The sequence below is a fragment of the Gulosibacter macacae genome, assembly GCF_003865375.1.
Taxonomy (GTDB): Bacteria; Actinomycetota; Actinomycetes; order Actinomycetales; family Microbacteriaceae; genus Gulosibacter; species Gulosibacter macacae.
Genome location: NZ_RQVS01000010.1, coordinates 97,276 through 118,767, shown reverse-complemented (window position 1 = coordinate 118,767; position 21,492 = coordinate 97,276). Strand labels below are relative to the sequence as shown.

At 64.9% G+C, this 21,492-nt stretch carries 19 protein-coding genes; 11 read left to right on the top strand and 8 right to left on the bottom strand.

All coding sequences use genetic code 11. The features are described 5' to 3' along the window. The first annotated feature begins 131 nt into the window (after positions 1–131). The 3 genes from EG850_RS09535 to EG850_RS09525 are packed head-to-tail and all read left to right on the top strand — an operon-like array spanning position 132 to position 3,090. A complete protein-coding gene (locus EG850_RS09535; protein WP_064846256.1) occupies positions 132–1,238 on the top strand; it encodes a tyrosine-type recombinase/integrase in 1,107 nt (368 codons plus the stop codon). Then, positions 1,235–1,567, top strand: a complete 333-nt coding sequence (locus EG850_RS09530) for a helix-turn-helix domain-containing protein (RefSeq protein WP_064846257.1) — start codon at positions 1,235–1,237, stop codon at positions 1,565–1,567. Before EG850_RS09535 ends, EG850_RS09530 begins: the two co-directional genes overlap by 4 nt. 2 nt (positions 1,568–1,569) lie before the next feature. Beyond that, the gene (locus EG850_RS09525) at positions 1,570–3,090 is read left to right on the top strand and encodes a recombinase XerD (protein ID WP_182818766.1); all 1,521 of its coding nucleotides are present in this window, start codon (positions 1,570–1,572) and stop codon (positions 3,088–3,090) included. Positions 3,091–3,611: 521 nt separating this feature from the next. Here the strand turns inward: EG850_RS09525 and EG850_RS09520 are convergent. The 4 genes from EG850_RS09520 to EG850_RS09510 form a co-directional block, all read right to left on the bottom strand. Next, a complete protein-coding gene (locus EG850_RS09520; protein WP_081473272.1) occupies positions 3,612–4,559 on the bottom strand; it encodes an abortive infection family protein in 948 nt (315 codons plus the stop codon). A gap of 25 nt (positions 4,560–4,584) precedes the next feature. Continuing rightward, positions 4,585–8,100: a MobF family relaxase gene (gene mobF / locus EG850_RS09515; protein WP_040504913.1), complete on the bottom strand. Its 3,516-nt coding sequence runs from the start codon at positions 8,098–8,100 to the stop codon at positions 4,585–4,587. A 160-nt stretch (positions 8,101–8,260) separates the two neighbouring features. Further along, positions 8,261–8,395: a hypothetical protein gene (locus EG850_RS13675; protein WP_255180144.1), complete on the bottom strand. Its 135-nt coding sequence runs from the start codon at positions 8,393–8,395 to the stop codon at positions 8,261–8,263. Positions 8,396–8,742: 347 nt separating this feature from the next. Beyond that, positions 8,743–9,312 carry a TetR/AcrR family transcriptional regulator C-terminal domain-containing protein gene (locus tag EG850_RS09510; RefSeq protein WP_010154754.1) on the bottom strand — a complete coding sequence of 190 codons (570 nt, stop codon included), beginning with the start codon at positions 9,310–9,312 and terminating at the stop codon, positions 8,743–8,745. 38 nt (positions 9,313–9,350) lie between these two features. Here EG850_RS09510 and tet(33) point away from each other — a divergent pair, with 38 nt between their 5' ends. After that, entirely contained in the window at positions 9,351–10,574 is a 1,224-nt protein-coding gene (tet(33), locus tag EG850_RS09505) for a tetracycline efflux MFS transporter Tet(33) (RefSeq protein WP_074690335.1), read from the top strand. 886 nt (positions 10,575–11,460) lie between these two features. On the opposite strand, the gene EG850_RS09500 is transcribed toward tet(33), so the two are convergent. The 3 genes from EG850_RS09500 to EG850_RS09490 form a co-directional block, all read right to left on the bottom strand. Beyond that, positions 11,461–12,138: a response regulator gene (locus tag EG850_RS09500; RefSeq protein ID WP_010154757.1), complete on the bottom strand. Its 678-nt coding sequence runs from the start codon at positions 12,136–12,138 to the stop codon at positions 11,461–11,463. Further along, positions 12,135–12,668 (bottom strand): MFS transporter, encoded by a 534-nt coding sequence (locus tag EG850_RS13575; RefSeq protein WP_235829277.1) that lies wholly within the window; start codon positions 12,666–12,668, stop codon positions 12,135–12,137. Before EG850_RS13575 ends, EG850_RS09500 begins: the two co-directional genes overlap by 4 nt. Positions 12,669–13,310: 642 nt before the next feature. After that, complete coding sequence (locus EG850_RS09490) at positions 13,311–13,673, bottom strand: hypothetical protein (RefSeq protein ID WP_124972860.1); 363 nt, start codon at positions 13,671–13,673, stop codon at positions 13,311–13,313. 156 nt (positions 13,674–13,829) lie between these two features. On the opposite strand from EG850_RS09490, the gene EG850_RS09485 reads away from it, so the two are divergent. Then, complete coding sequence (locus EG850_RS09485) at positions 13,830–14,771, top strand: DUF4031 domain-containing protein (RefSeq protein WP_124972858.1); 942 nt, start codon at positions 13,830–13,832, stop codon at positions 14,769–14,771. 378 nt (positions 14,772–15,149) lie between these two features. On the opposite strand, the gene EG850_RS09480 is transcribed toward EG850_RS09485, so the two are convergent. Beyond that, positions 15,150–15,377 (bottom strand): histone, encoded by a 228-nt coding sequence (locus EG850_RS09480; RefSeq protein ID WP_124972856.1) that lies wholly within the window; start codon positions 15,375–15,377, stop codon positions 15,150–15,152. 115 nt (positions 15,378–15,492) lie between these two features. On the opposite strand from EG850_RS09480, the gene EG850_RS09475 reads away from it, so the two are divergent. The 6 genes from EG850_RS09475 (at position 15,493) to EG850_RS09450 (ending at position 21,446) form a co-directional block, all read left to right on the top strand. Further along, positions 15,493–15,807: a hypothetical protein gene (locus EG850_RS09475; protein ID WP_124972854.1), complete on the top strand. Its 315-nt coding sequence runs from the start codon at positions 15,493–15,495 to the stop codon at positions 15,805–15,807. 82 nt (positions 15,808–15,889) lie between these two features. Continuing rightward, complete coding sequence (locus EG850_RS09470; protein WP_124972852.1) at positions 15,890–17,116, top strand: ATP-binding protein; 1,227 nt, start codon at positions 15,890–15,892, stop codon at positions 17,114–17,116. After that, a complete protein-coding gene (locus EG850_RS09465) occupies positions 17,113–17,814 on the top strand; it encodes an HAD family hydrolase (protein WP_124972849.1) in 702 nt (233 codons plus the stop codon). The genes EG850_RS09470 and EG850_RS09465 overlap by 4 nt, the downstream gene beginning before the upstream one ends. 207 nt (positions 17,815–18,021) lie before the next feature. Continuing rightward, a complete protein-coding gene (locus EG850_RS09460; protein WP_124972847.1) occupies positions 18,022–18,852 on the top strand; it encodes a sulfurtransferase in 831 nt (276 codons plus the stop codon). Positions 18,853–18,919: 67 nt separating this feature from the next. Then, complete coding sequence (locus EG850_RS09455; protein WP_124972845.1) at positions 18,920–19,717, top strand: PfkB family carbohydrate kinase; 798 nt, start codon at positions 18,920–18,922, stop codon at positions 19,715–19,717. A gap of 277 nt (positions 19,718–19,994) precedes the next feature. Continuing rightward, positions 19,995–21,446 carry a S1C family serine protease gene (locus EG850_RS09450; RefSeq protein WP_235829276.1) on the top strand — a complete coding sequence of 484 codons (1,452 nt, stop codon included), beginning with the start codon at positions 19,995–19,997 and terminating at the stop codon, positions 21,444–21,446. Positions 21,447–21,492: the final 46 nt, after the last annotated feature.

The following is a 21,492-nucleotide window of genomic DNA, read 5'->3' as shown; positions in this document are numbered from 1 at the left end:
AGCCTACCTCTGACTGCCGCCAATCTTTGCAACAGAGCCCGCAGACACGCCGTTGACCAGCACGTATACCCTTGGCGTCTCATCGGATGCATCATTGACTCATTGGATGCAACCGCGGAACGAGGTGTCGGATGCACGTCGACGGTGTGGGTCGGGTCTCGGTGGTGCCCTCGCTGCCGGTCCTTCGGCCCGAGGAGCAGGTGCTCCAGCTCATGCTGGACGGCTGGCGCAACCAGCAGCTCTCCAGGAACCTGCAGTTCGCGACGATCGAGCAGCGGCTGCGCTGTGTGCGCCGGTTCGTTGAGCACATGAACGAGGATCCGTGGAACTGGACGCCGGCGATGGTCGAGGAGTTCTCGGCCGACCTGCGCACCGTCCGACACGTCTCTCGCTCCACGCTGCGCAGCTACCACTCTGCGCTTCGGGCGTTCACGAGCTACGTCAGCAACCCCGACTACGGATGGGACCGGGTCTGCGAGCAGTACTTCGGCACCCACCCGGCGCAGGTCTTCTTCGACTGGAACTCCGCACCGCACGTCCAGGAGTACGACGGCGGACCCACGAAGCGTCCCTACACGCGGTCCGAGCTCGATCGACTCTTCGTCTACGCCGACGATGAGGTCGAACGCATGGGGCGGTCGGGACGCAAGGGCTGGCAGGCGGCCTATCGCGATGCGGTCATGATGAAGATCGCCTACGCCTACGGCCTCCGCTTCAACGAGTTGCGACACCTGCAGCTCGTCGACTTCGCCCGCAACCCGCATGCGCGCGAGTTCGGCCGGTTCGGCGTCTGCAAGGTCCGCTACGGCAAGTCAAAGCGCTCCTCGCCCTACAAACCCCGCAGCGTGCTCACCGTCTGGCGATGGACGCCTCCGATCCTCGAGGACTGGCTCGCCAACGGTCGCGGTGAGCCCGACACACTCGACCTGTTCCCCAGCGAACGCGGCGGCCTGGTCGGAGAACCGGCGCTGCTGCGCCGGCTACGCCGCTACTGCGACGAGCTCGGACTTTCGGACGGGCTCGATCTGCACTCGTTCCGACGCTCCTACGCTACGCATCTGTTGGAGGCTGGCTGGGACCCACGGTTCGTCCAGGACCAGATGGGGCACGAGTACGCCTCGACGACCGGCATCTACCAGTTCGTCGGCGACGAGTTCCGGCGCAGCACGCTCCGCAGCGCTCTCGACAGGACCGTCAACGAGGCCCTGGCCCGCACCACGAAGGATGGAACACCATGAAACGCAAGGTCGACTACCAGTGGCGCCTGGCCGAGCTGATGGCGGCCAGAGGTCTGCACAACACGACCGATCTCATCCCGCTGCTCGGCGAACGGGACATCACGCTCTCCCGACCGCAGGTCTACCGCCTCGTCAATCAGCGGCCGGAGCGCGTCTCGCTCCAAGTTATCGCCGCACTCTGCGACATCTTCGAGTGCACACCAGCCGATCTGGTCACGACAACCGCCGCGGACGTCCGGCGCCGGAAGACCGCGACCGAGCCCGGCTCCAACGTCGTCAGCCTCGACCGATCAGTTCGACCCCGGCGCGCGAACATTCTCGACGAGTAGGGATGGCTGCCGTGGCGAGTCGAGGACCAGCAGGCCTGTCCCCCCGCTCCACCATCCAGGGTCGTCCACGCATCACCTCGACGACCGGGAACCCGTGCGCACGCTGCGGCCGCAAGATCCCGCGGGTCGCCGTCACATGGCCGGAGGGCCGGCTCTGCAACATCTGCTACTACAACGCCGTCCACACCCGAGGCGTCTGCCCGGAGTGCCTCCAAGACCGCCTGCTACCAGGACCCGCAAGCGCCGGCGGCGGTCCGATCTGCGCGACCTGCGCGGAGATCCCCCACGACTTCCATTGCGACAGCTGCGACACCGAAGCCGGGCATCACCGAGGGCGGCTCTGCGCCCGATGTGCGCTTCGCGCCGACCTCCACCAGGTCCTCGGCGGCGAGCCGGAACACCCCGCTCTGCGCGGTCTGGTCGACGCGCTATGCGCATCCGAGCGACCCGAGTCGATCCTCGTCTGGAAGCGATCCCCCAAGGTCCAGACGCTCCTGCGTGGCCTTGGCGACGGCACGATCCCGATCTCCCACGAAGGCCTCGACGCCGTTCCCGGCAAGCCGACCGAACACATCCGAGCACTCCTGCAACATCACGGCCTACTCCCCTACCGCGATGCCTACCTGCACCGATTCGAGGAGTGGATCGCCGTCAAGTTAGAAGGGCTCCCCGCCGAGGTCCGTCAGCCCGTCCAGCACTTCGCGACCTGGCACCACCTACGCAACATCCGCGCCAAATCCGAAGCAGGCGCCAACACGCGCGGCCCGGTGCACTCAGCGAAGCAAGAGATCACCGAGACAGTCAAGTTCCTGACCTGGCTGCACCAGACACACCACCGCACCGCCGCGACCTGCACCCAGCAAGACGCCGACGAGTGGCTGGCAGGCGGACCGACCACTCGCACCATGATCAGGAACTTCTTCCAGCTCGCCAAGAAGTCCCGCTTGAACACCGGTGTCACGGTCGCGCATCGCACTCCCCGATCGAGCCCGTCCCTGAGCCAGGAGCAGAGACTTGCCTGGATCCGCGAATTGCTCACCGGGACCAGCGAGTCACTCCCCTACCGCGTCGCCGGCATGCTCCTGCTCCTCTACGCGCAACCACTGGTCAAAGTCGTCACTCTGACGACCGAGGCCATCGCCGAGAGCCCTCACGGCATGAGAATCCAGCTCGGCCGCCATCCAGTGGACGTGCCTGAGCCGTTCGCCAACATGATCCGCCAGCACCGCGATGCTCGGCCCAACCTCCGGACAGCGGCAGGGACGGACAGCCCCTGGATGTTCCCAAGCATCCTCGCCGGACGACACCTCCACCCCAACACCGTGATGGACAGACTGCGAGCCCTCGGCGTGAACCTCCTCGGCGCCCGCAACAGCGCCCTCGGCGAGCTCGTCCTCCAATGCCCACCGTCGCTAGTCGCCGACGCACTCGGCTACAGCCACCACGTCGCCTTCCTCCACGCCGAAAAGTCCGCAGAACCGTGGGCCCGATATGCGGCCCGCCACGCGGGCGACCAGCGATAGCCGGCGACCACCACGATCTGCCCAGCCATGCTCGCGTTCAGTTACACCAGGATGGTCTGGCCGTCGGCCTGCTGGATGTCCAGCAACAGATGCCCGCGCCCGCGGCTCGTCCTCACCACGGAACCGAACCCAGGGCACGACATGCGCCCGGGCATGCCGCCGCGGTCAGCGCGCTCCGGTGGCACGAAGTGGTGGCCACCGGAGCGCACTGGGTCAGTGTCTGCTGTCCTCGATAGGTGTCAGCATGACAAGTACGGCTGCGGCGGCGCAGGAAGATGCGGGTGCGGACGCTGGCGTTCCACAGACGCTGCATGAGATTCATGATGGCCTCACTTTTCACACGGGAGCACTTCGATGTGGCTGGTCCTGTGTGGTGAGTGCCCCGAGGCTTCTTGGGGCGGTCTGCTCCGCCCGACGTCAGGCTTCGCGCGTGGTCTGTCCTGCCATTTCGCAGTCTACGCTGCTCGGTTGGAGTGCGGAAGAGCGGTGGAGTTCCGCTTGCGGATTGGAGTGGAGAAGCGTCAGAAGGAGGAGCCCAGCGCAGCCTTTTGCTCATGGGAGGTTTCGTGCCAGGTGTCGGCGATGAACTGCGCGACTGCAACAGTCGAGTTGAACACGAGGCGTGCATGTCGTGGAGTCGCGGGGCTCTCGTTGACGGAGCCATGCCCGTCGCCGATTGAGTTGCGTGCCTCCGCGACGGACTGCACGAGAGTGGAGAGGGCGCGCATCGCTTTGCGGAGGGCGTCGCTGCCGCGCTTGCTGCCGTCTACCGCGTCGGCATTGATCGCGAGTGCCGATGCGGTGCTTGCGAAAAGAGCCGGGAGCTCGTCTCGTTCGGAGAACTCGATATCCAGATCCGTGAGCACGATCTTGCACTGGCTCTCGAGGAGGTTCTTGCAGGAGGAGATCGCCGCAGCGGGATCTGAGCTGAGGTCGCGGTTGATTAGATCGAGGTGACGGCGCAGCACAGAGTTCTCGGTGAGGTCGGGCGTCTTGGCGAGCGTTAGCTCGGTTGGGGCGTAATACGCGGAAATCTGACGCCAGCCATAGATGATGCGATCTCCGAAACGGTCTGTCTCGATGAGCTCATACCCATCTCGGCGGAGGGTGTCATTGTAGGCAGCGACCATCGCGGCAGCGGCGTCTGGATCGTCGCGGACAATGGGATGGACTGTCTCGGCTAAGAAGTTGAGGAACGTCTCGTCGCTGCCGTTACGAAGCTGGAAACGGTCGTCGTTGAAGACCCAGTCATCCTCCCAGTCCCAGTTGTTCACCATGTGCTGGTAGATGTCGCCGCTGGCAGTGCGGTACCTGTGGTCTCTGCTCGGCAGCTCCTCCAAGTCGTAGAGCCGGGCGAGGAACTGCGGATGCTGCAGCCGCCCCGACCAGTCGTACTCGGAAAGCGAGAGCCAATCGAACACGTTTGAGCGCGTCTGGCGAGAGATCCGCGCGCGGTTCGTTGGCGTCATGCACTAAGAATATCGGCCGCATACATCAGGAAATCGACCGCCTCTGACTCCGTCTGGACCGCACTTCCTCCGGGGAGTGCTCGGTCTGCTGAAGGCTCACGAGCACGCCCTGGGCGCGTTCGTAGTCGACGCGCTGAGCATCGTCGCCGGGCACCGCTCCGAGTGGGCTGCTCGAGGTGACGCCCCACCGGTCGCGGTACGCAATGACCGCCCGTGCCGCAGCCTCACCCTCTGCGGGAGCGGTCTCGTCGAGTCCCGTCAACCAGGGCTCTGGCTGCTTGAGGAGCTTCTCGACCAGGGCATCGATGCGCTGCTCCATGAGCTGCTCCCGCTCGTCGAGGGCTTGCCTCATCGCGGGATCGGTGATCCCGGTCGCGCGCGGGACCAGGCCGGCGATCATCCTGGCGGTCCGCTGCGGAGCAGGCTGGTAGGCCGCCGTGATGCGCTGGAGCCTGTAACGCAGCAGCGACCCGAGATCCTGCACCTCGTCCAGTCCTCCAACCTGGATGATGCGCGGGAGAAGACTGTCGATGTCGTGCCCGTCGGCTTCGAGCCTGCGCAGCTCGGTGGTGAGGATCCCGAAGGCGTCTGTCTCGACGAGCTCGTCGATCGTCTCCGCCGTGAGGCCTCCGGCGTGCAGGAGGGCGATCCAGCGTTCCTGTCCGGCGACTTGTGCGATGGTGTCGTACTCGGCCGCGAGTTGCTCGAGTGAGCCCCAGAAGTCCTGCTCCACGGTGATCGTGTCGTGTGCGGAGAGCTCTGCGCCAGGGTGCTGCAGGATCCCGTAGAGGATGCTCCGGGCGGTGTTCTGCAGGTCCTCACGGTGCTGATGCTCCTCGAGGTGATGCTCGTCGGTGGCGACGTAGACGCGGTTGGATTCGCGGCCGCGGGTCATCGCGACGTAGAGGGATTCTCGGGTCACTTCCGGTGAGTGGACGACCGCGTGTGCGGTGTCGACGGTGGCCCCTTGGGCACGGTGCGCGGTGACGGCGTAGCCGAGGTCGACGTGCTCGGCGACGTAGCTCACGGGCAGCGTGATCGTGGTGCGCCGCTTCGATCCTGCCCGCCGCACGGTGAGGGATCCGTCGTCGTTCGCATGGGCGACGTGCCAGCGGTCGCCGTTTTTCACCCAGCTTCGCCCGAGCGAGAGGCGCCGATTGTTCTCGCGGGTGATGATGAGATCTCCGCGGGAAACTTCGTTGCCGTCATGGAGTTTGACGCCGTCCACAGCGACGTCGCCCTGGAGGATTCGGTCGGTGCGGGCGCGGGTGTTGAGCGCAGAGACCGTGTCGAGGGTTTCCGCGATCAGCACCGTGCTCTTTCCCGCTGCGAGGTCTGTGCGCCAGGCTTGGTAGGCGGCTTCGAGAATCTCGTCATATCCGCCCGGCGTGACGCGCTGGTGCGCAATGTAGGTATCGATGACGTCGGTGTCGCCGATCCGCAACTGCAGGGACGCCTGCTTCTCCCAGTCGTTTCGGAAGCGACGCACATCGACCAGTTCCGGGGCGTCGCCGCGGTCACGCACGAGCATCCCGAACGCGCCGCCCGCGTCCACCGCTGCGAGTTGCGCCCAATCGCCCACGAGCAGCACTTTCGCGCCGACCTGCTGGGCGTGACTGGTGATGGCATCGAGCGCGAACGTGCCACCCAAGGAGGCTTCGTCGATGATGACGAGCTGTCCGCGCGTGAGGTTCCATTTCCCGAGGCGATGCTCATGCAGCCACTTCGCCGTGTTCTCCGTCCCGATCTCCAGATCCCCGGCGAGGACGTCGGCGGCAGCGGCCGAGGGCGCGAGCCCGGTCACCGAGCCTGGCCCGTAGCGTCGCTCCCAGGCTCGGCGCAGGGCACGCATCGTTGTGGTCTTCCCAGTCCCTGCGGGGCCGACGAGTACGTCGAGGACGCGGCCGGAGACGCCGATCTTCGCGATCGCCTGCTCCTGGTCCACCGACAGGGTGTGCCCGTCGCGGTTCTTCGTTCTGGCAGCGTCCTCGATCCATGCCAGCGGTACGGTCGGCGCCGACCGATCATTCGACGCGCCAAGGAGTCGGTCTTCTGCCGCGAGCACCTGCTCGGAGGAGAACACCGTTCCGGCTTTGGGTCGGAACACGCTCGACCCGTCCGCGCGACGAAACAGCGAGGGGCTCTTCGCGAGCTCGGGCGGAGTGAGGCGCAGCGAGACCCGTTCTGCGGCATCGACGATCTGCTGGGTGATGACGTCCCGGTCGTTCGCGGACGCGAAGCGGAGAGCCATCGTCTGTCGCACGGCCTCCGCGTGGAGGTTCCACCGTTTCCACGTCGCTCGCCGGTCACCGACCTGCTGCACCACGACCTCGGCGACCTCCTCGAGATCCTCCAACGGGATATCGTCTGCCCGCAGCAACGGTTCGTGCTCACTACCGGCGAGCAGTGCCGACGCCCAGGTTGGCGCGTCCTCACCCAGCAACGCGGTCGCGCGTTCTCGCCACTGGGAGGTGAGATCGCTGAGAGAGTGCTGCTGCTTCGGGGGCCGAGTCTCGAGCGTGGCCTGCTGCCGGAACTGCCACACCAGCTTCGGGGACGGCTGCCTCCCGTGCTTCGAGACGTAGTCGTCGACCAGCCGGTCTTTGACCTGCTCGATATCGCGAGTACGGGAAGAGAACTCGTCCATCAGCTCCTGCGGCACGCCAACGATCTCCCACGCCGTGGAGCGCCCCGCACCGCGCTCACGGGCTTCCCACCCGACGCCGAGGATCTGAGTGAGATGGTCCGAGAGGACCGCGTTGTAATGCTCCGATAGGCCGGTGACGGCGGCGTGGATAGCGCGAGAATCGAGCGTGCGCCACTTCCCGTCATGAGCTGCTTGCACGCGGTTGGCGACGACAATGTGCGTGTGGAGTTGTGGATCCGCGGCCCGAGAATCGTAATGATCGTAGGCAGTCGCAATCACACCCCGCACGTCGACTTGCGCGACGGCGCCACGCGCCCCTTTCGCGCCGACCCTGGTCATCGCGACGTCGCGCTCGAGTAGGGCGATCATGTCTCGGATCGCTGCGTGGTGAGCTTGGGCAATGAGTGCTTGCGTGCCGCCGTCGGCAACTGCCCAGAGGGTCGAGACGGACTTCGGGACCGAGAACGTGAGATCGAACCCTGCGACCGGCGCATTCGTTGGCTTCTGTGCTTCCTCCGCCTCGATCAGCGCTTGCTGCGCGGTACGCTCACCTGCGGTAAGGGACTTCGGGAGCTGATCGAGGCGGCGCTGCGTCCGCTCGCCCGCGGTGGCAAACTTTCGGTACGGACGCCCCAGTTGCTCGCCGCTGTTCGGATCCTGCCCGTGCCCCATGAGGCGCCGTAACTGCTCCTCGCTCACCGAGGCACCGACGGCGATCTCTCCGGCGAGTCCTGGGAGGCCGGCCCCGAGCCAGATGCCGGGAGGCGTTCCTGCTTCAAGGTAGTACCTTGTCAGCGCTGACGACGCATCGCGATCCCCGTCGCCAGCGACAACTGCGTTCAGCAGGTACCGGTACCCGTCCCCAGCGGTCATGACCCTGATCGAGATCGTCACACTGGGCAGGTGCGCCGCAGATCTTGGGATCTACCCTCGGAAGGCGGAGAGCGCGATGTTTGCGTCAATGCAGGGAGATAGCGAAGAGCGCGCTTCAACGGAGATGCTCGAATGGGTCCACGACGGATTGGACTCCGTGGTCGCGGCAGACGTAGACGATTCACACGCCGTACCCGTCGGCGCCGCTCGGCTCGGGGTCGCATTCTGCGCGGCAGACGTTACAGAGCCGGTGCTCGTTGCTCCCCCAGACCGTGACCTCGATATCGTCGGGGATCTCCATTCCGTCGAACTCCATATGCGGAGGTTAGCTGTCGCGGATTGAGTCGTGTCAAGATGCGGCACCGATGCTAAACCGCCGTTACCTATGGTCATCGCGCCGGTCACGCACTCGACGCTTAGTTCTTGAGGTACTCGAGGACGGCGATGACGCGCTTGTTTCCTGTGCGCTCGTTAAGGTCGAGCATGGTGAAGATGCTGCTGATGTGCCGTTCCGCGATCGCGACGCGACATGCATACGGTCCCTGATTTGCTCGTTAGTGAGCTCCGTAGCCATGAGCAAAACGTCAGTATCGCGGAGGAGCTGCTGCGGGAGCGGGAAAGGATTGACCTTACTGACGCAGAGACCCAAAGCGCGAGCATCCCTCATCGCTTTGATGCCAGCCCTTCAACCATTGCAACTAACCCGAACTCGAAATCTAGGTCTTGATCGACAGGCTCACATCCGTTGTCGAGCGCTGTTTGTTCTTCTAGTACGAAACCGACCGTATAGCGGCTGATAGCCATGAGAGCTCGGACCGCAGAGACCTCAGCGAATCCTTCGGACACGAGAAACTCGATCTGACTTTCGGGGGCATCCGAGCCCGCTGGCATCTGGTCACTCTTTTGACGGTGAAACTCTGCGTGCAGCCGTGCTCCATCCCGGACTGCCAGAAGCGCTGTCCGGAAGCTCCGCGCGTTGCGCAGGAGAAAGTCGTCCCAGCGCTCCCCTGACTCTGGGAGTGAGGCGTGGTGTTCGCGATCAAGCACATCAGCTGCGAGCGATCCGAGCAGGTGGCCCTTTGTCCGAAAGTGCCAGTAGAGCGCTGGCTGCTGCACCCGCAGATGCGCAGCCAGCGCCCGCGTGGTGAAACCGTCGATCCCCGTGTTATTGAGCACATGCCTCGCACCGCGCAAGACTGCTGCACGATCGAGTCGCGCTTGTTTCTGAGCCATGCTTGCACTTTATCATCGATAACTTTATCGTTGATAAGGTGTCATCTCTCACTTCCGCTCGTGGCTCGTTGGCCACGGTCCTCATCACGGCTAGCCTCGACGCCGCCGGCATGGGCCTGGTGATGCCGATTCTCCCCGCACTGCTACACGAGGCAGGGGTCACCGCTGATGCGGTTCCGCTGAACGTCGGAGTGCTGATCGCGCTCTACGCGGTAATGCAGTTCATCTTTGCCCCCGTACTGGGAACACTGTCGGACCGATTCGGCCGCCGCCGGGTGCTGCTTGTTTCCCTGGCCGGTGCGACCGTCGACTATCTCGTGCTCGCCACGACATCCGCTCTGTCGGTGTTCTATATCGCCCGTGCAGTGGCTGGGATAACCGGAGCGACCAATGCGGTCACCGCCACCGTGATCGCCGACATCACGCCACCCCACCAGCGCGCCAAGCGTTTCGGTTTACTCAGTGCCTGCTATGGCGGCGGAATGATCGCGGGGCCAGCCATGGGTGGACTGTTCGGTGCCATCTCGCCACATCTGCCGTTTTTGCTCGCTGCTCTTCTCTCAGCGAGCAATCTGGCACTCACCTTTATCTTGTTACGCGAGACCCGTCCTGATTCCCCTGCGCGCTCTGCGTCGCTCGCTCAGCATCGTGGTCGCCCCGGCCTCAGCGCGGTGCCTGGGATTACCTTCCTATTAGTCGCATTCGGCCTTGTTCAATTCATTGGGCAGGCTCCAGGTGCGACCTGGGTGCTGTTTACTGAACACCGCCTCGACTGGAGTCCCGTCGAAGTTGGAATCTCCCTGTCCGTCTTCGGGATCGTACAGGTTCTCGTGCAGGCCCTCCTTACTGGCCGCATCGTGGAGTGGATCGGTGAGGCAAAAACAGTCATCATCGGGTGTGTTACCGACGCCTTGGGTCTCGTAGGCCTGGCGATTGTCACTGACGCATTTTCCATGGCGCCTATCTTGGCGGCACTGGGGATCGGTGGCATCGGCCTCCCCGCTCTGCAAACCCTTCTCTCCCAGCGCGTCGATGAACAGCACCAAGGGCGCCTCCAGGGTGTGCTCGCCAGCATCAACAGCGTCACATCGATCTTCGGACCGGTCGCTTTCACAACGATCTTCGCGCTCACTTACATCAACGCCGACGGCTTCCTCTGGCTCTGCGCCGCAGCACTCTACGTGCCCTGCGTGATTCTCATCATGCGTGGTACAGCAGCGTCCCCGAAGTTCGGCTCATGGGCGAGCGGCGACTCGATGTGAGTTGTGAGACGTGAGCAGGAGCAACACGGCGGCGACACTGCTTCGCCATGGCCGACTAGCGAGACGGCGCCACCGGGAAACTCGGCATCATCTACCAAGGACAGGTCAGCTGGGAGCCTGATAGACCCATCGAAATGTGCGTGCCGATCGCGGAGAAAGGCCGGGCGCATCGGATCGAGCCATAGCACCATGAGTCTTCACGGAAGTGCGTTGACGGAGACTTCGTTGTGAACCGGGCCAAGGGAGAGCTGGAGGCCCTCTCCGAGTGGCTTGCCGATGACATGAGCTGGACGCTCATCGAGAAATCCACACACAGCGGCCCCAGTGCAGCCCGAGAGGTGCGCCCGCCGTTCTCCCGAGCGGGTGGAGGTCATTTCTGTCGTCACCCACGGACGACGCGCTTCCTGCGACGGCTACCTCGAGGCTGGAGGAATGCGCGTCCGTTTCAGCCATGCGTTCCGCTTCGTCAGCACCCCCAAGACCGCGATGATCGCAGAACTGCGACGCTACTGCATCGAGACGCAGGTTGACTGAGGCCTGTGCGGACAGCACGAACGACCCTTAAGCCCGTAATCTGGGAACCGCAGAAACTACCCGATCGAAACGCAACTACTTTGCCGGCCCTACGGGGTTGGCTCGCGGTCGTCGTCCTTGGCCGCGACCGTGCGCAGGAGGTGCTTGTAGCCATCCCTCGCGATCATCACGCGCATCGAAACCGTCACGACGCTACTGCCTTCGACGATCAGGGGAGCGGGGACTGATCGCGGACGCGCTGTCCACTTTGGTTAAAAGATTGCGCCGCTGTAGACGACCGCCATCTAGATGCCGACGATGACCATGCTCTCGAGTGCGCCACTACCCACCATTAGTGTGGTCAGGGTCGGCTTCAGGTGATGAGTCCATGTCGGTAGGCGGTGATGGCGGCGTGGACACGGTTGTCGATGCCGAGGGTGTTGAAGAGCTGGGAGACGTATTGCTTGACGGTGCCTTCGGACAGATGCATGGCCCTGCCGATCTGGGCGTTGGAGAGTCCGCGAGCGATGTGGGTGAGGAGCTCGATCTGGCGCTCGGTGAGCAGGGCAGTGAGTTCGTCTCGCGCGGTTCGGGTGCGGTGGCCCGCTCGTTGCTCGGCGGCGAGCCAGCGGGCGACTCGAGGGGAGAACGCGCCTCCGCCGTGCGCGAGGGCCCTGACGCCGGCAATGAGTTGCTGAGGTTCGTCGGACTTGAGGAGGAAACCGAGGGCGCCGGCGTTGATCGCATCGGCGATGAGATGGTCGTCGGAAAAGGTGGTGAGCATGGCGATCGGAAGCTCGGGCAGTCGGTGCCGGATCTCACGGAGAGCTCCGATGCCGTCGAGTCGTGGCATCTGGATATCCAGCAGTGCGACGTCAACGCGGTGTGTTGCCGCGGCATCGACGGCCTCGTGGCCGTTGCTGGCGAGGGCGGTGATGTCAAGGTCAGTGGCGGAGGCGAGAATAGCGGCGACGCCGGTGCGGACGAGCTGGTCGTCATCCGCGATCAGGACACGGATCGGCGGGGTGTCGGTGCGATCCTCCGGGGTCATGGCGCGGGAACCGTTCCGATCCTGCTGACCTGGTCGGAGGCGAAGCAGACGACGTGGACGTCGACTCGTTCGAAGAAGCTGATTTCCGCCTCGTAATAGTGACAGGTCTCGTCGGGGCGAGGCGGGAACTCATCGCGTGGAGGATCGAGCATCTCCAGGGCGGCCACCGCGTCCTGTCCGGCGACTCGAGGGGCAATGGCAGTCTGTGTGGTCTCGGTGACGACCGTAGTGGTGCCGACTAACCCAGCGACCAGGTACAAGTGGACCATGGTCAGCGAGTCCAGTGCCAGGGCAGTGATCACCGTCGCCAGCAGCATTGCTCGGACCAGGCCAGAGCCAGCGAGCAGCCGCACCGTGGGCGAGCGGTCGACCAGGACCCCAATCGGGATCCCCAGCACGAGGAATGCCAGTGTTCCGATGGCGTTGAGCAAACCCATCTGCGCAGCACTGGCTCCAAGAACCAGTACCGCCAAGACATCAGTTACGAAGTCGACACCCCGACGCCCAGCGGCATCCAAGGCATTGGACAATAGCAATGGCCACCTGGGCCGTGGTAGCGAGGATCGCAGAGAAGAAGAGGAATCGGTAGAAGACATGAACTTCCCTCAGGAATGAGCGGGCGAGTGGGCAGAACAAAGGACCGCGCGACGTTCCAGCGCGGTCCTGTTACTCGCCACTTACAGGCTGGCCCGAGCCCTGAAGAACATGTCCCAACCTTCCTGGATGGATCGACCAGGAGCGTGGACAACCGTCCCCGCTCAGTGCTGAGTCTAGGCCAGCGCCAGCGCAGACCCTCAGTCGCATCCCCACATGCCGCCGAGCACGCGTCCTCGATTCCCTCCCCCGCGTCGCTCTGAAGGCCGGAACTGACTGCCCCAGCCCTTCGCGGGGGAACATGCCCGAGCCGGATGCGCAGTGGTGCCGGTGCCGCGCTGCGTTCTCCGACAGATGAAGCAGCACGGTCCCGCTGCGCGCCCCTGGCCGAGCAGATCGGCGCACGCGCCATGGTGCCCGCGATCGGCGTTGCTGCCAAGGCCGTGACCACGCTCGCGATGTCAGGCCCCTCGGCTGAACCACAGCCTGACTCAGCTCGTATACGCCCAACCTTGATACGCAGGGTTACCAGTAGTTGTTGCTTGCCAGCCCCACTGCCGACGAACGCGCCTCACAAGTCAGATTCCACGTTCTGCGTTCAGTGCCGCAGCTACCAGGTCGCGGATAGCCTGTAGCGGAATCTCATCTATGCGGATCTCCCACCCCTCGTCGGCATGGCCAGCGAGGAGGGCGATTCCCTGCGGTGAGGCGGTCCAGAACATAGATGAACCGAGCAGTGCACCGGCTGAGATCGGCACCGTCGCAGTGAAGCTGGCGCGTGACTCCCCTGAGACACTGTCGAGCAACCCGGTCAGTCGCGACGCTTCACCGCGGTCAAACTCGATCTGGATGGCGAGATTGGGCCTGCGCAGGTCGACATTGACGTAGCCACCTTCGGGCCGCTCGTCGTCGAGGTGCCAGTCTGCTGCAACGTGCCACATGACTTCAGCGTAGCCGGGCGCGATCTCGATCCGTCGCTTCGCTCCTACTCGACCACCCATGCGAAATTGGCTGGTCGAGCGGCGCGCTGAGGCCCTCGAAGCGTGGACCGAAGGCTGTACCGAGACCAATGCGTATCCCGGGAGTAGGCTGACGCAATGACGGTGCTCATTGACCCGCCGTATTGGCGCGCGCACGGCACGATCTGGAGCCACATGGTTTCGGACAGTGACCACGCTGAGCTGCACGCCTTCGCGCAAGCGCTCGGACTCCCCCGCCGCGCCTTCGACCTCGATCACTACGACGTGCCCGAACGGCTGCACGGAACCGCCGTTGCTTCCGGCGCCGAGGCGGTCTCGGGGCGCGAACTGCTCTCGCGACTCGTCGCATCCGAACTGCGAGTGCGTCGCGCAGATCGGCCCGAAGCCGCCCGCCGACAGCGCATCGCCTACCTCCACGACGAGTGGGCGCGGCTTGGTGAGCGGCTCGAGATCGAAACTTCGCCGTGGGGGCAGCTCGGTGCATCCCTCATCGATCGCTGGAGCGAACCGCACCGCCGCTATCACGATCTCTCGCACCTGCACGATGTGCTGCTCGCGCTCGACCAGCTCTCGCTCGAGGGCTCCGCTCCCCTGGCCTCGGATGCGTTTGCGCCGACCGATGTCGAGGTGCAGCTCGCGGCGTGGTTCCACGATGCGATCTATCAGGGCACGCCCGACGATGAGCATGACTCGGCGGAGCTTGCCGGTGCGGAACTGCGTCGATTGGGGCTGAGCGAACGTCGCGTCGATGCCGTGGTGCGGCTGGTGCTCGCGACAAAGCCCGGCAGCTCGGATGCGGAGAATCCGGATGCCGCTCCCCTGCTCGATGCTGACCTTTCGATCTTTGCCGCGGGACGTGCCCACTATCAGCGCTACACCGAGGCTGTGCGGGACGAGTATGAGTTTGTTCCCGAGGAGGATTTTCGTCAGGGTCGGGCGCGCATCCTCGAGAGCTACCTGCAGCGGGAGTGGATTTACGCGAGTGCGCGGGCGCGGGAGCTGTGGGAATCGCGGGCTCGGGCGAATCTTGCGGCGGAGATCGCGGCATTGCGGGCGTAGCCGGTAGCCAATCTGCACCGAAGTGCCAAATTGAGGGTCTTGATACCTCACGGAGCATCATCGGGGCCAAATCGGCACTTCCGTGCAGATGTGTGCTTCGCTTCGAGCGCCTCAGCACGCCAGCTGTGGCGTTTCGGTTGCCTCGCGCACGGCCGAGTCGGCTATTCCGCGTGCTTCCGACTAATCCGCGCGCTGCAACAAGCGGATTAGTCGGAAGCACGCGGATTAGCGCGAGAGGTAGGGCTTTGCGTGCCTCAGCGCGCGAGCGGGAATGCCCCAGCGCGCCGGAAGCCGCGACGCATCGGTCACTCCCCCGACACGAAATAGCGGCGGTGCATCCGAGAACCGGATGCACCGCCGCTGGAATTCGCGCAGAAGTTACTTCTTCTTCGACTTCTTCTTGGCCTTCTTGGCCGCCTTCGCCTTGGCGCCCTTCTTGGCCTTCTTTGCCGCAGCAGCAGCCTTCTTCGAGGCCTTCTTGGCGTCAGCCTTCTTCGCCTTCGCCTGCTTCTTGTCGGCCTTCTTCGCAGCCTTCTCAGCCTTGAGCGCTGCCTTCTTCGAAAGCTTCTCGGCCTTGTCGGCCTTCTTGTCCTGCTTCTTCGCCATGGTGTTACCTCCAGTGGGTCATGGTTCCGGGAGTTTCCCGGTCGAACAACACGAGTCAACCAGCTATTGACCACTTCGTCAACTTCGGGTTGCCGTTTGTTGGTATGGTGATGCTATGTCGACGCCACCGCACCACCGCGAACTCGACGAGCTTCGTCGCGAACTTATCGAGTCGCTCGTGGCGCTCGAACGGGCGGACGCACCCCTCGACACCCTCGATAAAGCCCGGCAGATCCGCGAGATTGCCGAGCAACTCGAGCTACTCGCGGTAAGCAATGCCCGAGCCGAGAAGGTCTCATGGGCCAAGATCGGCACGAGCTTCAAGCTCACGAAGCAGGGTGCGCAGCAACGGTTCGCGGCCTCAATTGCAGCGCTCGCATCCTCAGAAGATGCTGAGAATTCGTCAACAGAAGCTGACCCCGACAGCTAGCCCAGTGCATCCATGTAGATTCGCAGAGATATTGCCGCATATCTAAACCGATCTATTCAGGTCGATCGCCTACTCTGCCCTCATGCAGGGACGCCTCTACTCCCCCGGACCTGGCCGCCGACCACCGCTTCTCGCCGGCCGCGACGACCTCATCGCCGATTGGGCATTGCAGCTCAACGAAGTCGCCGCTGACGGACGCAATGCCGCCGACGACTGGCTCCTCGTCGGCCCGCGCGGTGTCGGTAAGACGGTGCTCCTCGCAACCCTCGCCCACCAAGCGGAAGAAGCCGGGTTTGACCTCCTCAGCTTTCAAGCCGTCGCCCATGGCGAAGGGCTCATGGCCTCACTCACCGCGCAGGCGATTGATCGTTCCGAGAAAGAACCGCTCTGGGATCGCCTCACCGGGTGGCTCGGCGGCCTCGAAGTCGGCTTCGCCGGGATGCGTGCCGGCATCGACCTCAACCACCGCGAACGTCCCGCGCGGGGCGAGCCGCGCGATGCCCGGATGCTTGCGAAGCGACTCAGCGAAGTGGCCGAGGCGATCCGCAAGAAGCGTCGCCGCGGCGGCATCCTGATCACCCTCGATGAGATTCAGGTGGCCGACCCACGCGATCTCGCCCTTCTCGCGGCAGTCCTCCAGCAAGCGAGCGTGCACCACGGCACCGCTCCCCTGCTGTTCGCCGGCTGCGGCCTGCCGCACACCTTCGCTGCGCTCAAGGCCGCCGGGGTGACGCATCCTGACCGCCTCTTTCGCGTCGAAACGCTGCCGGTGTCGCTGAGCCCCACCGATGCGAAGCTCGCGCTCGTCGCACCCGCGCAACAGCGCGGGGTGCACTGGGAACCCGCCGCGCTCGACCGCGCGCTCGCCTTTACCCACGGGTATCCGGCCCACCTGCAGCTACTCGCCGCCGAAGTGTGGAAGCAGGCGCCCGGGCCCGAGCAACTCACGCTCGCCGATGTCGAGGCGGCGATTCCCGTTGTCGCTGACCGGCTTGAAACCACCACCCTCGAGCCGCGCTGGGATGAACTCAGCGATCGCGAACGCGAATATCTCGCCGCTGTCGATCTCTGCGGACCCGAAGCTCGCACTGCTGACGTCGCCGAAGTGCTCGGCCGCACCCAGAAGCAGCTCAGCGTGGTGCGTGCTGCCCTCATCCGCGAAGGCGACCTCGTGGCAGTGCGACATGGCCGCATCCGCTTCGCCTCGCCGCTATTTGCCCAGTATGTACGCGCGAAATATCCGCAGGTCGACGACGAACTCGTACCCATTGAACGGATGCGCGCGAAGCTCCCGAAGGAACTCTCGTGAGCACACCCATCTCAGCAGTGGTATTTGACCTCGATGGCACGCTGCACGACCACGATGCCTCGGCAACTGCGGGCTTCGGTGAGTGGATCGGTGCGCTCGGAAGTGCCACGACTGCGGAGCTTGCCGCAGAATGGCTGCGCATCGAGCACGAGTGGTTTGGCCGCTGGGAACGCGGTGAGATTGATTTCGCCGCGCAGCGACGCGGGCGGGTGCGCGAGTTCCTGCCGCTCATCGGCGGCTTGCCCGGTGACGATTGGCAATTGGATGCGCAATTCGCCGAGTATGTTGCGGCGTATGAGCGGCATTGGCAACCGTTTCCCGACGTCGCGCCGTTCCTCGAGGCGTTCGCGGAATTGCATTTGCCGGTAGCGGTGCTCTCGAACGGGATCCGACCGATTCAGCGGGCGAAGCTCGATGCAATAGGTGTGGGCGATCGGCTCGGCCGGCTGATTACCGCCGACGACGTCGGCGCGCCAAAGCCGAGCCCGCGGATGTATGAGGCTGCGTGCGCTGCGGTGGGGTTTGCGCCGGAGCGGGTGCTGCATGTGGGTGACCGGCCAGATATCGATGTGGCGGCGGCGCGGGCATTCGGGATGCAGGCGGTGCTCGTTGATCGGGAAGGACAGCACGGGGATGCGGATGCGCTACGGAGTTTGATGGAGCTGCTGCCCACGCTGGCTGATCGGGTAGGCGCGTAAGGCGCAGCCCCCTTTGGCTGGTCGAGTAGCGAAGCGGATCGAGACCCGCGGCCTGGGGGTCTCGATCCGGCCCTACGGGCCTACTCGATCACCCAGGTTGTTGGTTGGTCGAGTTGCGAAGCCAAGCGAGACCCCGCCGCAACTCGACCAACCAAAGTGGGTGGGTTGCCTCGACCAACAAGGCGCTGAGCCGCCTACGCTCGAGGCATGAGTACCGCTGTTCCGCCGTTTGTTGACTGGGCGTGGGTCGAAGCCCGCCGTGTCGACACCGCACTTCCCCAGCCGATTCTCGCCGATGTGCGTTGGACCCTCGCCGGCCCGAAACACGAGGAATACCTCGCGGGCCACCTCCCCGGTGCCGTCTTCGTCGACGTCGACACCGACCTCTCCGACCCGGCCTCCCCCGAACGTGGCCGCCATCCGCTCCCCGACCCAATCCACTTCGCCACCCGCATGGGCGAACTCGGCATCGACGGTACGCGCCCCGTCATCGCCTACGACGACGAAGGCGGCGTCTACGCGGCGCGACTCGTTTGGCTCCTGCGCGCCCTCGGGCATCCGGCTGCCGTACTCGACGGCGGCATCGCTGCGAGCCCCGAACCCCACACCATAGAGGTGCCGACGCCAGCGCCCGTGAGGTTCCGTGCATCCCCGTGGCCCGCCTGGCTCATCGCCGAGGCCGACGAGGTGGCCGATCTCGACGACGAGACGGTACTCATCGACGCCCGGCCCGCCGAGCGCTTCCACGGCGAAGATACCGTCGATCCGCGGCCCGGGCACATCCCCGGCGCCCGGAGCATCCCCACACGCGAACATTTGGTCAACGGCGCCCTCGCCGACCTCGACACCCTCCGCGCCCGCTTCGCCGCCATCGGCATCGAACGCGGCACCCCGGTCGTCTCGTACTGCGGCTCAGGTGTCACCGCTACCCACAACCTTCTCGTGCTCGAACACGCCGGCCTCGGCGTTGGCCGCCTCTATCCCGGTTCGTGGAGCCAATGGTCGGCCGACGCATCCCGCCCCGTCGTACGCGACTAGCTGGCCATTCCCTTACCCTGGTTGGTTAGCGGTAGTTCTCCGCACTAGGACTCGAGAAAGCCCCCACATGATTCCCAACGTGCTCACCATCGCCGGATCCGAGGCGAGCGGCGGCGCGGGCGCGCAGGTTGATCTGCGCACCTTCCACCAGCTCGGCACCTTCGGTTCGGCCGCGCTCACCCTCATCGTTTCGTTCGACCCGGAAGACGGTTGGAAGCACCGCGTCCACCCGATCCCGCCGGAGGTCACCGCCGCACAGGTCGAGGCGGCGTTCGGCGTGCACGAGCAACTCGACACCGTGAAAATCGGCATGCTCGGCTCAGTGCCCATGATCGAAACCGTCGCCCGCATCCTTGACGAGCGCCAGTTCCGCAACGTCATCGTCGACCCGGTGCTCATCTGCAAGGGGCAGGAGGCGAGCGAAGCGCTCGACGTCGATAATGCGCTGCGCGAACTCATCCTGCCGCGGGCGACGGTCGTCACCCCGAACCTCTTCGAGACTGAGGTGCTTTCAGGCCACAAGGGCATCACAACCGTCGACGAGCTCATCGAAGCCGCTCGCGCGATCGCCGACCAGGGCGTGCCGCACGTGTATGCCAAGCTCGGCATCGACCAGCCAGGCACCGAGGCGACCGACGTGTTCGTCTCGAACGGTGAGGCGACGATTCTGTCGGCCCCGAAGTTCGGTCAAGACAAGGTCTCCGGCGCCGGATGCACGCTCGCCGCAGCGCTCACCGCCGAGCTTGCGAAGGGGTACTCGCCGCTCGATGCCGCGCGTGCCGCGAAGCAGTTCACGACCGCGGCCGTAGCGAAGCGTCGCCACGGCGGTGCGCCGTTCTCGTGCGCATGGCAGGGCGAGCCGTAAGCCAGCACCAGCACTAGCAACCCCGACGCCAACAAATTGGGCCGCCGCGAGAATCTCGCGGCGGCCCAATTTGGTTCTGATCCCTTGTGTAGTCCCCCAACTGCGCAGGACACCACCAAAGATATGCCGCCCGCGCCGTCGGATGCTGGGATGCCCGGGTGCGCCACCTGAGTGTTGCCCGAACGTTGACGGATCTCAGCCGCCGGGCAGTGCCAATTCAGCCCGAATGCAGGCCGGATTCAGTGGGCTTACAGCGCCGAAGGTGCACCGTTAGCTGGTGACCAATTCCGATGCACCAACTCCGGGCCCCGATGAAACGGCGGACCACCAGTTTCCCTGGCAGCTTCAGGGAGCCCACCGGCCAGCCCAAGGGATGCCGCCGCTTCCGCACCTCCCGCAGCCACCCCAGCACTCGGATGCAGTTCCACCGCCGGTCTCAACGTCACCGCACCCGGGAGCGCGCGAGCAGAGCGAGTATGCGCCGTCGGAGCCGTACGGGTCGACCACCCAGGCTCACCCGGCCACAGCCGAGCCCGGGCCACGAGACGCACCCGCGACAACCGCGTCAGCGCGAGCAATACTTCGAACGAGCCCTCGCGGATCTTCCCGTGCGCCGCATCCGCGTGACCGCCAGGCTCGCACACCGTGGACCGCGATCATCGCCACGGCAGCCGCTACCTCACTCATCGTCGGCGGCGGCACGGCAGCCGCGTTCACTGCGATGGGCATCGGCGAACCCCCGCAGCCCGCTGCCACGAGCCAGTCGAGCGACGGCGGGTCGAGCCTCGCCGAGGGCTCCGGCGGCGATTGGACCGCAGTCGCCGCCACGGTCGCCAATTCAGTCGTCGCCATTCAGGTTGCCGGGAGCGATGCTGGCGGCGGAAGCCAGGGCTCCGGTGTCGTCTGGGACGACGCCGGCCACATCGTCACGAACCACCACGTCGTCGAGAACGCACCGGAGGGCCGCGTCTCGGTACTCGTCGATAATCAGGTCTTCGCCGGCACGGTAATTGGTAGCGATGCACCGACCGACCTCGCGGTGGTCGTGCTCGACAATCAGCCCGCCTCGCTCGTGCCCCTTGCGCGAGGCGATGCTGACGCGCTCCGAGTCGGCGACGAGGTCGCGGCGATCGGCAACCCGCTCGGGCTCTCTGGCTCGGTGACGACCGGCATTGTCTCGGCGCTTGACCGGCCAATCGCCACCGGCTCGGGTGCTAATCAGGCCGCCGCGATCACGAATGCCATCCAGACTTCGGCCGCCCTCAACCCCGGCAACTCCGGCGGCGCCCTCGTGAATCGCGCCGGTGAGCTCGTCGGCATCAACTCGGCCATTGCGACCCTGAATGGCTCGCAATCGGGCAATATCGGCATTGGTTTTGCGATCCCGGTCGATCTCACCAATCACATCGTCACCCAGCTCATCGAAACCGGTGACGTTGCCCATGCCCTCCTCGGCACCACCAATGGCGACGGCACCGCAATTCTCAATGGCGTGGAAACGCTTGGCGCCCAGGTGCGCACCGTCGAGCCTGGCGGCCCCGCTGAACAGGCCGGAATTCAGGTCGGCGACGTGATCATCGAGGCCGACGGTGAAACGATTTCCAGCTCCCGCGACCTCGTGGGTACCGTCCGTGGTTTCTCTGTTGGCCAAGAAGTTGTCTTCAAGGTGATCCGCGACGGCACCGTGCACGAGATCACCGTCACGATGGGCCAGTCGCCGAATCTCTAGTTCACTGACGAAGTTCGGTGGCGCTCGACTCATCGACGCGCCACCG